Origin of the sequence: Chryseobacterium salipaludis (assembly GCF_022968825.1) — a bacterium.
Lineage (GTDB): Bacteria > Bacteroidota > Bacteroidia > Flavobacteriales > Weeksellaceae > Kaistella > Kaistella salipaludis.
The window spans coordinates 119,865-134,439 of sequence record NZ_JALHKS010000004.1 but is presented as its reverse complement, the minus strand read 5'-3'; the positions used below and the strand labels follow the sequence as shown (position 1 = coordinate 134,439).

General features: G+C 45.2%; 13 protein-coding genes and 1 riboswitch. Of the genes, 2 read left to right on the top strand and 11 right to left on the bottom strand.

Going from position 1 to position 14,575, the window contains the following annotated elements:
- Positions 1-62 precede the first annotated feature (62 nt).
- From MVI27_RS08375 to ppk1, 3 genes are all read right to left on the bottom strand, one after another.
- On the bottom strand, positions 63-1,100 hold the full coding sequence (locus MVI27_RS08375) for a DUF5074 domain-containing protein (RefSeq protein WP_246960716.1): 1,038 nt from the start codon (positions 1,098-1,100) through the stop codon (positions 63-65).
- An 11-nt stretch (positions 1,101-1,111) separates the two neighbouring features.
- Positions 1,112-2,935: a TonB-dependent receptor plug domain-containing protein gene (locus MVI27_RS08370; RefSeq protein WP_246960713.1), complete on the bottom strand. Its 1,824-nt coding sequence runs from the start codon at positions 2,933-2,935 to the stop codon at positions 1,112-1,114.
- Between the two features lie 36 nt (positions 2,936-2,971).
- Positions 2,972-3,155: riboswitch (cobalamin riboswitch) on the bottom strand.
- Positions 3,156-3,183: 28 nt separating this feature from the next.
- Positions 3,184-5,241: a polyphosphate kinase 1 gene (gene ppk1, locus MVI27_RS08365; protein WP_246960709.1), complete on the bottom strand. Its 2,058-nt coding sequence runs from the start codon at positions 5,239-5,241 to the stop codon at positions 3,184-3,186.
- Positions 5,242-5,345: 104 nt separating this feature from the next.
- Here ppk1 and MVI27_RS08360 point away from each other — a divergent pair, with 104 nt between their 5' ends.
- Positions 5,346-5,942, top strand: a complete 597-nt coding sequence (locus tag MVI27_RS08360) for a Crp/Fnr family transcriptional regulator (protein ID WP_246960705.1) — start codon at positions 5,346-5,348, stop codon at positions 5,940-5,942.
- Positions 5,942-7,156, top strand: coding sequence for a hypothetical protein (locus tag MVI27_RS08355; RefSeq protein ID WP_246960702.1), 1,215 nt, complete (start codon positions 5,942-5,944; stop codon positions 7,154-7,156). The genes MVI27_RS08360 and MVI27_RS08355 overlap by 1 nt, the downstream gene beginning before the upstream one ends.
- A 287-nt stretch (positions 7,157-7,443) precedes the next feature.
- Here the strand turns inward: MVI27_RS08355 and MVI27_RS08350 are convergent, their stop codons facing one another.
- The 8 genes from MVI27_RS08350 to MVI27_RS08315 form a co-directional block, all read right to left on the bottom strand.
- The gene (locus MVI27_RS08350) at positions 7,444-7,944 is read right to left on the bottom strand and encodes a fasciclin domain-containing protein (protein ID WP_246960699.1); all 501 of its coding nucleotides are present in this window, start codon (positions 7,942-7,944) and stop codon (positions 7,444-7,446) included.
- A gap of 142 nt (positions 7,945-8,086) precedes the next feature.
- A complete protein-coding gene (locus MVI27_RS08345) occupies positions 8,087-8,854 on the bottom strand; it encodes an ABC transporter permease subunit (protein ID WP_246960697.1) in 768 nt (255 codons plus the stop codon).
- 46 nt (positions 8,855-8,900) lie between these two features.
- The gene (locus MVI27_RS08340) at positions 8,901-9,614 is read right to left on the bottom strand and encodes an ABC transporter ATP-binding protein (RefSeq protein ID WP_246960694.1); all 714 of its coding nucleotides are present in this window, start codon (positions 9,612-9,614) and stop codon (positions 8,901-8,903) included.
- Between the two features lie 28 nt (positions 9,615-9,642).
- On the bottom strand, positions 9,643-10,869 hold the full coding sequence (locus MVI27_RS08335) for a nitrous oxide reductase family maturation protein NosD (protein WP_246960691.1): 1,227 nt from the start codon (positions 10,867-10,869) through the stop codon (positions 9,643-9,645).
- 6 nt (positions 10,870-10,875) lie between these two features.
- On the bottom strand, positions 10,876-11,286 hold the full coding sequence (locus MVI27_RS08330; RefSeq protein WP_246960688.1) for a nitrous oxide reductase accessory protein NosL: 411 nt from the start codon (positions 11,284-11,286) through the stop codon (positions 10,876-10,878).
- 29 nt (positions 11,287-11,315) lie between these two features.
- Positions 11,316-11,912, bottom strand: coding sequence for a hypothetical protein (locus MVI27_RS08325; RefSeq protein ID WP_246960685.1), 597 nt, complete (start codon positions 11,910-11,912; stop codon positions 11,316-11,318).
- 50 nt (positions 11,913-11,962) lie between these two features.
- Positions 11,963-13,963 carry a Sec-dependent nitrous-oxide reductase gene (gene nosZ, locus MVI27_RS08320; RefSeq protein WP_246960682.1) on the bottom strand — a complete coding sequence of 667 codons (2,001 nt, stop codon included), beginning with the start codon at positions 13,961-13,963 and terminating at the stop codon, positions 11,963-11,965.
- Positions 13,964-13,997: 34 nt separating this feature from the next.
- Positions 13,998-14,501 carry a c-type cytochrome gene (locus MVI27_RS08315; protein WP_246960679.1) on the bottom strand — a complete coding sequence of 168 codons (504 nt, stop codon included), beginning with the start codon at positions 14,499-14,501 and terminating at the stop codon, positions 13,998-14,000.
- Between the last annotated feature and the right edge of the window lie 74 nt (positions 14,502-14,575).

Here is a 14,575-nt window from a genome sequence, read left to right as displayed (position 1 = left end):
GTTATTTACATACAATAAAAAGCGGGGCAACCGAAGGTTGCCGCGCTTTGATTATCAATTATTTAATTTTTGTAGAAATTGCTGGAGCCGAGCCCTGTGCTCAGTGTGTTTAGCAAAGTGCCTGAGGTGCTATACACAGCCACTTCACTTGCCTCAACGAAACCTTTGCCATCTGAAATATAAATTTTCCCGTCAATCACATCCATGCCGTACAGCGCAGACCATCCTGTATCAGCTACCGTAATAATCGGCGCAGTAGGCGCAGTGGTGCTGTTCAGATCCATTGCATATACTTTATATTGAGAGCTGAAATACATTTTGTTACCGTCAATAGCCAGGTTGCTGCCTTTTTTAAAACCGGTGAGGGCTACCGTGGAAGTCAGCGTGCCTGTTGGGCTGTATTTATAAATGTAACTATCGTTCGCATCAGACGAGATCACGTACACATGACCGGCGTGCGAAATGGTCTTCTTAATAGAACCTTTTTCTACCGCAACTTCAGTTTCAATACTATTAGATTCCGGATTAATGAAGGTTAATTTATTCCCGGTTCCGAACGAGGCATTCTGTACAACAATTCTGCCGCCAGCTTCCACAATTCTTTCAGCGGTGTTGGCCAAAGTAATTTTTGTGACGAAATTGTTATCAGCAACATTATAGACCGAGACATATTTTTCTCTGCCTTTGCTGTTCGTTACGTAATACTTGTTTTTAGAAAAGGTAATATAACGTGGCTGAGAAATTTCCGCAGAAACCGTGCTTTGCTTTTTGAAAGTATAGCGGTTTACCACCTGGATAATATTGGAGTTATTCATCACCAAATATGCGTGATCACCATAAAACCCGATGCTTTGCAGTACATCTCCCGGTTTTTCATTATCATTATTTAAAGAGTAAATGTTGTTTTCCACTTGTGACAAATCTGCCGAAATATAGGAGACATCCGCATTGCTTTTGGTAAAGTTCCCTTCATTGCCCACAATAATTCCGTTCTCATAGGCACCTTTCGGTTCCGCGAACACAATTTCGTCATCGCTACACGAAACGTTGAAAGCGAGCGTCAGTGCCAGTACCGGCATCCATAATTTAGAAAGTTTCATAAAATATAATATTAAAAATTAATACGAAGATGTAAACTGTAATTTCTCTTTGGCATCGGGAAAGATTCCACCGTTTGATACACCGTATCGAAGATATTGTTCACCTTTAGGCCTAAAGAATAGTGTTGAAGGAGTGTATAAGAAAGGCCACCGCTTACCACTGTGTAATACGGCAGCGCGGTAGCTGTATTTTCATCCGAAGTCACGAAGACCCGGCTGGTAAACAGCGCCTGGCCAAATAGTTCCAATCCTGAGTATAAGAAGGCTGCAGATCCAAAAGCTTTATGCTCAGGAACATACATCAGGAGCCTGTCGGTCTCTGCATCAGCCGAACGGGTGTAACTGTAGCCACCCTGTAGCTGCAGACTGCTTTTGCTGAATGAGTGTTTGTACTGCACAGAACTTTCCACACCGTAGGATTCCACCTTATCCGTATTAAAAGGCGACCAATATCCTTCTGCGGTAGGCAGCCAGCGGATCATGTCTTTTATGTATAGATAAAAAGGGGTAATGTTAATCTCAAATCCTTTAAATCTGAACCTATTGCTCAGGTCTGCCTGATTTGAAAATTCTGGCCGGATCTTGGGGTTCCCGCCCGGCTGCCAATACAGATCATTAAAAGAAGGTGCCCGGAAGTTTTTGGAAGCATTGAGCGTCAGCTCATAAAAATCTGCAATCTGAACCTGACCGGCAAAGGAATATAAAAAAGGGGCTTCATAATTTTCGAGCCATTCCTTTTTTAGTCCGGCTTCCACGTGCAGGCGCGGATTTATATTCCAGCGCGCCAATGCAGCCGCAGAGCCGCTGTTTCGCTGAACCTGCTGAATGCCGGATTGGTATCCTTCTGCCTCATCCAGCCGGTAGGTTGCCAGTAGGTTAAGCGACCAGTTTTTGCCCGCGAGCCAGTTAAAATCGGTTGACGCGAGATAGCTTTTGGTGGTGGCACCGCTGGATTTGGGGAAATCAGTGTCCTCGAAATAGCTGTAGGTGTCCTCAAGATAAGCCGTTTTCAAACTGTTGCGGATTTTGCCGCTTCGGTAGCGCCAGTCTACCACCGTGCGGAAGGTATCCGACAGATATTTGGTCGGGGTTCCAAACTCCGACGTTGGATAATGCTGGTCACCATCGAAGAAAACGGTTTGCCACAGGAAGGTATGCTCCGGATTCAGCCGGTAGCCGGCACCCAAGCTAAAAGAGCGGTTATCATATTGCCCGTTGCGGTTCAGGTATTTTTTTTCGGGAACTTCGTAATTGTTTTCACTGCTGGCCAATGCAAAACCGCCTTTAACAGAAAATTTATCATCGCTGTAGGAAGTTTTAAGAACCGTATTGAGTGTTTCGAAAGAACCGTATTCGGCGAACAGGGTTCCGTTCAGCCCTTTATTAAAACCTAAATCATTATTCAGATGCACCGTTCCGCCGATAGCGCTGCTGCCGTAAATTACACTACTGCCGCCTGCCCTGAGCGCCACATCATCATAGATCAGCATGCCCAGATTATTAATATCTCCCTGGCCGAGCGTGACAGAATTTACATTAATTCCGTTCCAGATAAAAGCCGTCTGCTGCGCACTGGTTCCCCGGAAAGACGGTGATGAAACCATGCCGCGCCCATTCTCTTTAATATAAACAGGTGACTGAAAACGAAGTGCTTCCGATAAGTTTGTGCTGTTACGCAGCAGGTCTTCCTGACCAATTTTGGTGATGTGCTGAAAACGCTGAGAATGGTCCAGCTGGGTATCGAAAAGATAAACGGTATCAATCTTCTGCTCCTGGCTGTACACATACAGAACGGAAAACAGCAGCGACACCTTCAGAATCCGGTGTAATTTCATAGTTCAGGCTTTTCCTCCGAAAGCTTTTATTTATAATTAATGAATAGCTTTCAGCAAGGTCTCCTGACTTTCACCAGACGGCGCCTTCCCGATTCCTCAGTGGCAATAGAGCAGTCTGCTTGGTTGTGATTTACAGTTGCGGGGACAGTCCGCGAATTTCACGCGCTTCCCTTTTCTGAAAGTGGTGCAAAGATACAGTTTCTAAACAGAATTTCCCAGTGCAGATGAGAAGAGCAAAAGAACAGCAGTTACCTTTTGTTCTTGTCACCCTGCATTTTCAGATGTTGATAGATTTCGTGCTGTGAACGAAGTGGTGGCAAATCATTGCAGACATAGGTGTTCCTCATTTTTTTATCGAGCAGGCGCGCTTTCATGTTGTCCTGAAGTTGCAGCTGCAGTTGCGCTTTTAATTCCTTTTTAATCTTTTTATCGAGCACCGGAACGGCAGCTTCCACGCGATAATCCATATTGCGCGGCATCCAGTCGGCGGAGGATACGTACATTTGCTCCTTTCCTTTATGATAAAAATACAGAATCCGGGAATGTTCCAGAATTTCATCTACAATGCTGATGGCTTCTATTTTCGTTTTAAAATTCACCCGGTTTAAGGCACAGTAAATTCCGCGCACAATCAGCTGAATCTGCACGCCGACTTCCGCAGCCTGGTACAACTTATCAATAAGTTTGCGGTCGCTCAAAGAATTACATTTAATAATGATATGCGCTTTATTTCCTTTTCCGGCTTCTTCAATTTCAAAATCGATGAGCTTTTCGAGGGAAGAACGCAGCGAAACAGGAGCCACCAGTAGCAGCCCACATTTTTTTAGCATTACGTTTAAATTCTTATCGGGTTTCTCTAATGCTGTGAAGATCACTTCCATATCTGCCAAAATTCCCGGGTGCGCTGTCATCAGAAGATGATCGCCATACAGTTGAGCCGTATCTTCGTTGAAATTACCGGTACTGGCAAAGCCATACTGAACTGTTTTTTTATCTGTCTGTTTCGTTATAAGGCAGAGTTTGGCATGCACTTTTTTATCATCGGGGCCGGTGAGTACGGTAACGCCCGCCTTTTCTAAAATATTTTTCCAGTGGAGGTTGTTTTCTTCATCAAAACGGGCACGCAGCTCGAGTACGGCGGTTACCTTCTTTCCGTTGCGCGCGGCAGCAATCAAAGCGCAAATTATATGTGACTGTGTCGACAGGCGATATGCTGTGATTTTAATTGCTGTAACCTCGGGATCAGTGGCGGCTTCTCTCAGTAAATCGATCACCGGCCGGAAACTCTGATACGGAAAGGAGAGTAATAAATCCCGCTGCAGAATCGTTTTGCTGATCGGGCTTTTCAGTGACGGCAGGAGCAAAGGATCTTTTTTATGAATCGCATGTTCCGCTGAGAACACTGCCGGAAACTTCATAAAGTCTTTAAAATTATGAATACTGCCGCCCGGAACCTTACTGTCTTCCGAGGTGAGTTTGAGTTTTTCGACAAGCAACTGCAGCAACTCGGTATTCATTTTCCGGTCATAAGAAAGTCGGGTAGGGCTCCCGTCTCCTCTTTTTTTGATGCCTTTGCGGATTTTTTCAGCCAGTGAAACCGTGATGTCATTATCCAGGTCCAGCTCTGCATCGCGTGTAATCTTAAAGCTGGCGGCGGAAAAGGTCTCATACGGCAGGTGCCGGAAAATATCCGGAAGCATGGAGACGATAATTTCTTCCAGTAAAATGAGATCCGTTCTTACATCATTTTTTAAAATATGAAAACGGCCGGCTTTCTCAGCGGGAACTTCTAATATCGCAAAGCCGGTGTCTTTATTTGTTCTTAAAGTCACACCGAGATACAGCACGCGGTCCCGCAGCTTCGGCAATGGTTTATCTTTAGCCAGAATAACAGGAATGACATGCGGTTCTATTTTTTTCCGGTATATCTCTACAATTTGATTTTTCTGGTCAACAGTAAGTTCTTTGGCTTCCACCAGGTGAATGTTCTGTTCTGCCATCTCTGCGCGGACTTTTCTCCAGGTTTTATCAAAAGTTTTTTGCTGTTTCAGTACTAAGGAGTTGATCTTTTTCAGGATGGCAGCCGGTGCTTCGTAAAATGATTTCTGTGTCGTTTTTTCTTTAAATGCAGCCGCACGCTTGAGTCCCGCAACCCGCACGCGGAAAAATTCATCAAGATTGCTGGAAAAAATGGAAAGAAAACGCAGTTTCCATTCAGTGGGCACCGACGGATCACGGGCTTCCTGCAAGACTCTCGCGTTGAAAGCCAGCCAGGAAATATCGCGGGGATGATATTTGTGCGCCATCGGATCATTTTTTACTGATGTAATATTAACCATTTCTGTGCAAACACCGCCGGTATCACCTGCTGCCGGATAATTTTCATTAAATTTGACTAAAATGTCTGAATATGTTTACACGTGAACTTTTGCAGGAAAATAAGATCCCGCTGCTGCATCTCCGGAAGAAAGATTTTCTGTTCCGCGAAGACCAGCAGGCCACGCAACTGTTTTATTTATTTGAAGGAAGTATAAAAGTATACAACATCGATTCAGACGGCAAAGAGTTCCTGATCAGCACTGCCGCCAAACATCAGTTTCTTGGTGAGCCTCCGTTCATGCTGGGCGAGCGCTATCCTGCCAACGCTATTTGTACCAGTGATACAGCGAAGGTGTACGGTTTCAGCGAAGCGCTCTTTACGCAGTTTATGATCGGCCATCCCGAACTGCTGATTCGCTTTACCCGGGAAATCGCGCGCAAGGCATACGACAAAACGATGAAACTAAAAAGCATTGTGCATCAGTGCCCGCGCGAGCGGATTATTTCATTTCTTAAAATTCACAAGCGAAATATTGGTGTCGCGCCGGAGGAGAAAGTGCTCATCGATGTGACGCGGAAGGACGTGGCCAACGCCACCGGACTAGCTGTGGAAACGGTAATCCGAACCGTGAAGAAAATGGAAAACGAAAAACGAATTGAATTAATCAATCATAAAATCTATTACTGATGAATCGCTCATTCTGGATGAAGTTCGCGCTGGTAAACTTCTGTATTGTAGCTGTGCTTGGCGTAATCATGCGTTATAAAATATTATTCTCGCTTCCCTGGCTGGATCAGAAACACCTGCAGGATGCGCATTCCCACTTTGCTTTCTACGGCTGGATTACGACGGCCATTTATATTTTACTGACGGACTATCTGCGCAAGACAATGCCAAATGTCGCGATGAAGAAATACCGTGCCCTCATTATTGTGAACGTGGTTTCGGCGTTTGCCATGCTCGCTACCTTTATTTACGGCGGTTATTTCTGGGCGAGTATTGCGGCTTCTACGGCAGCGCTGCTCTGCAGTTTTGTGTTTGCCGGCGTGTTTTATAAAGATACCGCCGGATTGCGGGATGCCAGCAAAATATGGTTCCGCAGTGCTTTGTTCTTTGCGGTAATTTCGTCCTTTGGTGTGTTTAATCTGGCTTATATGAAGATGACCGGGACAGTTTCACAAAGCATGTACCTGGCATCGGAATATTACTTCCTGCATTTTCAGTACAACGGCTTTTTTATCTTTTCCTGTATTGGCTTATTGCTTTTTTCGATGAAAGAAGCAGGCGCTGTTTTAACCAAAAAAGAAAACAATATTTTGTTTTTCCTCATGTTCTTTGGCTGCCTGGTCGGATTTGGTCTTTCGGTATTATGGATGGAAATGCCGGCGTGGGTTTTTGCATTGATTATCATTACGACGGTGGGTCAAACGATAGGCGCGCTCATGCTTTACAAATATGTTCGTAAGCACTGGACCAATCTGGTGGTGAAATGGTCGCCGATGCATCGTTTTGTGCTGATGTATGCTGGCTTTGCCTTCGCGGTGAAAACGCTGTTGCAGCTGGGGTCCAATGTGCCCGCGATCAGTCAGTTCGCGTTCGGCTTTCGTAATGTGGTCATTGCGTATCTACACCTGGTGCTGCTGATGTGTATTGCAACGTTTTTGGTGAATCAGATTCTGGCAACCAACCGTTTTAAAGTGACGTCTACAGTGCTCACCGGCTTAAAATTATTGCTGCTGGGAATTTTTCTGAATGAATTGATTTTGGGACTGATGGGCGTTTTCTCTATCAAATATGTGGCAGTACCGTATGCCAATCATGGCTTGCTTGCCGTTTCCGTGCTGATGCTGGTTGCTTTAATCATCATCGTGGGTACCCTGAAAAGAAGGGAACAAACCTAAAGCATTATTAACCAAACGATATAAAATGAGGCGGCTCCCGGATTATCCGGGAGCCGCTTCGACTATAAATAAAGCAAACTAGTAACCTTCTCCATTGTGGCAGCAGCGCTTCGTCAATGGCGTAGGCATTTCAGCCTTTCAGGCTTGCAATTTTGCAACGTTGTGGATCACGAAAGAAAGACAATCACAAAAGAAATCTGCCAAACCTATTATGTGTTGAACAAAGAAACCGCCTCAGTATTGAAACGGCTTCTTCGACATTAAATAAAACAAACTATGAACTTTCTTTATTGTGGCAGCAGTACTTCATCAATAGCGTAGACAATACCGTTGGAAGCAGGAACCGTGGCAACAATTTTCGCCTTACCGTTGATCACCGGTTTGCCATCTACCATCGTAATGGTAATATTCTTACCGTTCACCATTCCCAGACTTTGCCCATCGCTCATCTGATCTTCTTTAATGACGCCCACGTACGTATGATAACTCAAGATATCAGAGAGTTCATCTTCTTTCTCCGGTTTTAGCAAACCTTCCACCGTACCGGCGGGCAGTTTATCAAACGCAGAATTGAGCGGCGCGAAAACGGTAAAGGGTCCGGCATTGCTAAATGATCCGGCCAGATTGCCTGCATGAACCGCTTTCATCAGGGTGGACAAATCGGGGTTTTTCACGGCCAGCTGTAGTACATTCGGGTCCGAATCACTGTCCTGCACAGCGTCCTGCCCCTGAGCGGTGAGCTCCGTATCGTGCTGTGCGCCATCGTTGGTTATTGTTTCAGGAAACAAGGGCAAATCCAATAATGCCCAACAGGAGGAATGACTTTTTCATCTGCTTTAATTTTGATTAAAAGTACACCCGATTTTGGACGGTTTGCTATGATTGCAGTAATATGAAACACCTGAAAACCAATGACATTTATCAGCAGCTTTAAAGGTCTTTTTTATTGAATTTCATCAAAGAAACAAGGAACGGTACCAATGCCCAGATCAGCAGCACTACCAGCGAAATTCCCATTCCGCCGCCACTGCCGAATACCTGACGAAAAATAGCGCCACTGTAGCCGAGCATGGCTGAAATATCCAATTGCAGCAAAACGAATATACGGGACAAGCCAACGGGATTCAGTCCGGCGACGGTTGCCATAATGCCTTCGATGGGGTAATCTGCAAACTGAAACATCAGCACGAGCAGGATGCCGTCATAAATAATACTGAAGAACATCCAGACGAAAATGGCGATGCCGATTCCTTTCGCACGGTCACGGCTGGTGATGGCAGCAAGCATGGCAAATGAGGTGAAAATAACGGACAGCAGTATTCCGATAATTATTAATGAAAAGCCGGTTTCCACACTGGAATATAAAAGAATCGGCAAACCGCAACCCAGCAGGAAGGCCAGCGTGAGCGCCGTGGACAAGCCGAGGAAAATATTAAACCAAACCTTTGGCCGCGCAATAGGCTGACTGAGCAGCAACTCGATAAACTGGCTGCTGTTATAGACATAAATGGTGGAAAAAATAATGCTCACCAAAGGAACTACCAGCAGCACCACGTTCAGCAGGCTTAGCGTAGCTTTTGTGTAGTTTTCTTCCAGCCCTAAAACAGACCAGGAAATAATAAATAACAGAATGGTGTAGAAAATAACAATCTTATTCTTTAGAATATCGAATAAAATAAAACGGGCAATTTTGTTCATGTCAAATATACAGGAGTTGGGCCTGCTCTTTTACGTAAGCAGTTGCTTACTGTTTCATTTCTTTGAGAATACTAATAATGGAGTCCGAAATTTTCTGCGAATTGCGCTCGGTCATGAGATCGGTTACAGATTGCTGAATCAGAATTTTTCCTTCATTCATAAAAACGACTTCACTCACAATGTCATCCAGTTCGCTCAGCAGATGCGATGTGATGAGAATCAGTTTGCCGCGGTTTCTTTCACGGATGATTTTATTTTTTAAAATTTCGGACGCAAGCGGATCCAGGCCGGCCGTGGGTTCATCCAGAATGATAATCTTGGGATTAAACATAAAAGCCAGCACGGCACTTACTTTTTGGGTCGTACCCCCGGAAAGGTTTCCCATTTTTTTGTCGTACAGAGAAGGCAGATCAAATTCCTCCAGTAATTCGATATCCAGTTCAGCGGACGGCATATTGCGTGTCTCCTGAATCATTTTAATGGTTTGCAGGATGGACATATTCTCCGGATAGCGCCCAATCTGCGGCATGTAGCCAATGTTCCGGCGGTACAAATGATCTTCTTTAACGCTGGTGCCATCTACCAGAATGTCACCGTCATCCACCACATTTAAACCAAGAATAGATTTAATCAGCGTCGTTTTACCGCAGCCGTTGGGACCGATTAGAGCGGTAGAATGTCCATCGGTGAAGGTGACCGAAAGATCGTTCAGCGCGGTGAAATTCTGGAATTTCTTGGTGAGATTTTTTACTTCAATCATGAGAGTTGTTCTTTGAAAAGCCTGCGCTTTAAATAATTTGCTTTTTCATCAGCGGCTGCTCATCCACAAAGTTTTCTGGCGTTAAGCTCGGGATGATTTTTTCGGTTTTATCCAAAAGGTCTACAATAAAGGTCCGGAACAGCAGCATCACGCCGGGATTGTTTTCCACGAGTACGGCATACAAACTGAGCGGATGGAAGGGGATATCACCAATTTTATCGCGGTTCAGGTCATAACCTTCATACTTGTCCCAGTAATTTCTTTTGAAATCGTTCATGGACATGCTGCCGGTGGTGCTGACATCAAATGTGTTATTGATAAAGTTATTATTGGTCAGCCGGTTTTCCATGCAGTTGGAATTAATCTTCATTCCCCAGCCGTTGTTGGCAAACTCATTTTTGTAAAAATCAATCTTGGTGGCACCGTCCATAAAGATAGCGGTGGTATTATTATTAAAGGTGTTGTGCTTGATTTTACTGAAGGAAATATCTTTCAGCAGTAGGCCATAATTCGCGTCGCCCCAGTTGTTGATAAATTTATTCCCGACCATGCCTACATTATTGCTGTACATCACGGCCACACCCGCGTTATTATTATCGAAAATATTGTTCACGTACACGTTATCGTTTGCGAACATAAAGTGCAGGCCGTAGCGCAGATTTTTTTTGGAAAGGTTCCGGTAAATGTACGAGCCTTTTACTTTTTCCAGATAGATGCCATCCTTGTGGCCTTCTATATAATTGTTTTTAACCCAGATTTCCTGACTCACCCAGGCATGAATACCGTCGCCGACGCCTTCCTGCGAGTGGGACCGGTTCGTGGTAATGTGATTGTTCCGGATCAGGCAGCGGTACCCGCGCTGAATATAAATTCCGAAGTAGTTGTTTTCAAAAATATTGTTTTCAATCACCGAGAAGTGGCTGTCGTATAACCTCACCGCGCCGATGTTTGCCACCGCATCTTCGCCGGAGTTGATGATTTTAAATCCTTTTAAGACAATATTCGGTGCCCGGAAAGAAACGATTTCGTATTTCATTTCGCCATCTAGTACAGGACGACCAATTCCCATAAGTGTGACGGGTTGCGTCAGGTTCAGGTTGCCCTCGCGATAGGTTCCTTTGTGCACCTCAATGGTGTCGTGTGGTTTAGCAGCGGCCAGCGCCTGCTGAATGGTCGTATAATTTTTGCCTTTGCCCACCGGCAGTACTGCAGAGAACAGCCAGACGGGCAAAAGCAAAAACAATAATCTGATCATGAATTTTTATTTTGTGAGTGTCGCACCAAGTTCTGCTGCTGCTTTTTCTGCCTGTGCCGGATCCTTGTATGCTTGTGTGTTGCCGCCCATAGGAGATTTTATGCTGCCACCGGTAATCAGGGTAGCCTGTGACTTTTCTACAAACTCACCGGTTGGAAAATCTACCACGTATTGCGTAGCTCCGTCTGCTTTATCGGCGTTGGCGCTTTCGTACATCGTCAGGCAGCTCACATCATCAAATTTATAGGCACGGCCCTTGGACGTCAGCAGTTCTGCGGCATAGGGTTTTTCCGTAATGGTCATTTTACAGTTGTCGCACTGGTCTTTTCCCAGATTAATCTCGGCCGGACCGCTTTCTGAACACGCGGTAAAAGTAAATGCCATTCCTGCGGCCAGTAAAATTCTTGTGAGCTTCATACGTTTGTAATTTTAAATAAGGTAAATAATTAAAGGACCGCCGTTTCTTTTTTAGTGTTGCGGTATTCGATAAAGGCTAAGATAATTAAAATAACAGCAACGCCCATCATGATGCCCCCGCCGACGTTCGGATAGGAGTAAGCACCAAAATTCAGTAGTTGTTTAAAGCCAAATAAAGGAGGCTGATAAGACATGCCCGGTACCACGATCGCTGCATTAGGATCCAGGTTGTGGCCGTAATCGTATTCCCAAAGCCAGAAGTCCACCATAAACGCGATTCCAAAAACGATAAACAAGGCAGTGACGATATAGAGATATTTTCTCTTGTTTAAAGCTGCCGCCAGAAAACATAAGGCTGCAAAGAGGCCCAGCGCATACGGCAGGACTTTAAATTCCCAAAAATCTTCTTCGTGAATGGTCTTCATGCCGATGTAGTGATTCAGGCCGTTAATAATTTCGTATTCACCGGTGATTTTGTTCGGCCACAGAAACATCGATAGTCCTTCCGGGTATTGAGGTGCCTGCAGATAAATAGACCACAATGGTACGAAGATGGCAACGATCAGGGATATTCCACAAACAGCAAGCAGAATACGAGTAAGCTTTTGTAGGGGGTTGGTTTTCATATCAGTAAAATAAAGAAGGGCAGAGTAACTCTGCCCTTCACTTGTAGTTATTATTTAGTTTCTCCGGCTTTCACGGGAAGCTGGGCATTATCCTTCTTGTTGTTCAGCGAGTAAACCAGCGGTGTGTTACTTCCGGCCGGCGATACGCGAACATATCCCTGCATTTCCTGGTGCAATGCACTACAGAAGTCAGTACAGTACATTGGGTACATTCCGGCTTTCTTCGGTATCCACTTCAGCGTGCAGGTTTCACCCGGCATAATGAGCAATTCAGCATTCTCGTTTCCTTTGATTGCGAAACCGTGCGGTACGTCCCAGTCCTGCTCCAGATTGGTTACGTGGAAGTACACTTCATCTCCTACGCGGATTCCTTCAATATTATCCGGTGCGAAGTGAGAACGGATGGAGGTCATGTACACATGTACTTTGTTTCCTTCGCGTACTACCTTACTTTCAGCTTCTCCTTTGGTTGCATACGGGTGCTTGTTTTCCGCAATGTTAAAGAATTTCACCTGGTTTTTAGCCAGCATATCTCCCGGCAGCGCCTGTGCGTAGTGTGGTTCACCAAAGGTCGGGTAATCCAGCAGCAGCTTCATTTTCTCTCCGCTGATGTCATACAACTGTGCAGATTGCGCCAGTTCAGGTCCGGTTGGCAGGTAACGGTCTTTGGTGATCTTGTTATAAGCTACCAGGTATTTCCCGAATGGTTTCTTGGAGTCTCCGCCAGGAATCATCAGGTGACCTACGGAGTAGTAAGTAGGTTGTCTGTCAATAACCTTGAGGTCTTTAATATTCCATTTTACTACTTCAGAAGATACAAACATGGAGGTGTACGCATTTCCCTGACCATCAAACTCGGTGTGCAGCGGGCCAAGGCCTGGCTTCTGGACTTCACCGTAAAGGGCAGCTTCGTACTTAATCACTTTCACGCCGTCATAATCTCCGGAGAAGGCTTTGTCGGCAATCGCTTTCTGAATTTTATCAAAACTGAAAACAGGAATCAGAGCCGCCAGTTTACCGGAACCAATGATGTATTCGCCTGTTGGATCCACGTCGCATCCGTGAGGAGATTTTGGGCAAGGAATCAGATACATGGCATCCTGCATATCTTCTACAGAGAGTACCAGTACTTCTTTCTTCATCGTGGAAGTCGCGCTGTGCGTTTCTTCGTTGAATTTATTGTGTGCGTACTCTGTAGTAACTTTACGTCCTTTTCCGGATTTAGCAAGTTCAGCTGCTTTCTTCCAGTTTACTGCCATGATAAAGTCTTTATCATTTTGGGAAGCATTCACTTCCAGCAGCGTATTTGCTTTTTCAGAGTTGTAGCAGGAGAAGAAGAACCAGTCACCTGATTTTCCTTTACCGGCGTGTGAAAGATCAAAGTTGATGCCCGGCGCTTCGATCTGAAAGGACAGATCCATATCCCCGGTTTGCTGATCAATACCGATGAAGGAGATCACACCTTTAAAGTTTTCTTTAAAAGAATCAATTGGCACGTCACCGTTCATATCATCCGTTGGTACCGCAAAGCGCGTTCCTGCGACCACATATTCTGTGTTTTCGGTCAGGAAAGGAGAAGAGTGGTTCCCGGCAGAGTTCGGGATTTCCAGTATTTCAACCGTTTTAAAGGTTTTCAGATCCAGTCTTGCAACCCGTGGTGTATTGTTGGCATTGGCAAAGAGCCAGCGGCCGTCCACTTCACCATTGGTCTGAGACAGGGAAAGGTGGTGTTGGTCATCCCAGGGAATAAATCCATGGGAAGTCTCCAGCATAGGTTTGGTTTCCTCGCTAAAGCCGTATCCGTTTTCAGGATTCAGGGAGAACACCGGCAGTACTTTCAGCAGTCGCCCGCTGGGAAGTCCGTACACATTTACCTGCCCGTTGAAGCCTCCGCTGACAAAGTTGTAAAACTCATCGTATTTTCCGGGCGCGACATACACTTTCTCAGCAGCATCTCCGGTCACGGCGCTCTCAGCACCTTTTGGTTTACAGCCTGTCAGCGCAGTTAAGGCAACAAGGGATGTGAGTCCAAATAATTTAAGACTTTTCATTATATATAACAATTAAAATTTTTTCGGGGGGGGGTTATTTTGCGCCGTCGATCTCCCGCATGTATTCCAGGATTTCGCGAGCTTCAGTATCATTCAGACTTTGGTTAGGCATTCTTACCAGGCACAGTTCTAATTGCTTTTGCAGTTCAGGGTCCACATCAATCATCGGATCAGGGTTGGTAATGAAGTTCATAATCCATTCCGGTGTTTGTCTTTCTGTAACACCTTTCCAGCCTGGTCCTACCAATTTTTCTTCTGTTGGTTTGTGGCAGGAAGTACATTTTACTTCAGCGACTTTTTTACCGGCTGCAGCCATGGCAGGGTCGAATGAACTTACGTCCACATTTTCGTGTTTACCGATACCGCGTTTCGGATCATAGGTTGCCGGATCGCTGGCGTCAGTTCCTGCCGGTGTTTCGGTAGCAGCTGTTTCGCCGCCTGCCGGAGCCGTCGGGATTGTGTCATTCTGTTTGTCGCCGCCGCAAGAGAAGAGGGCGAAGCTAAGGGTTGCAATTGCAAGTGTTTTCAACGTTTTCATAATGTATTTTATTTATGGTTCAAAGCTACAATGATTACAAGCTGGTCTTATATGACTGCAGTCATACGAGTGGT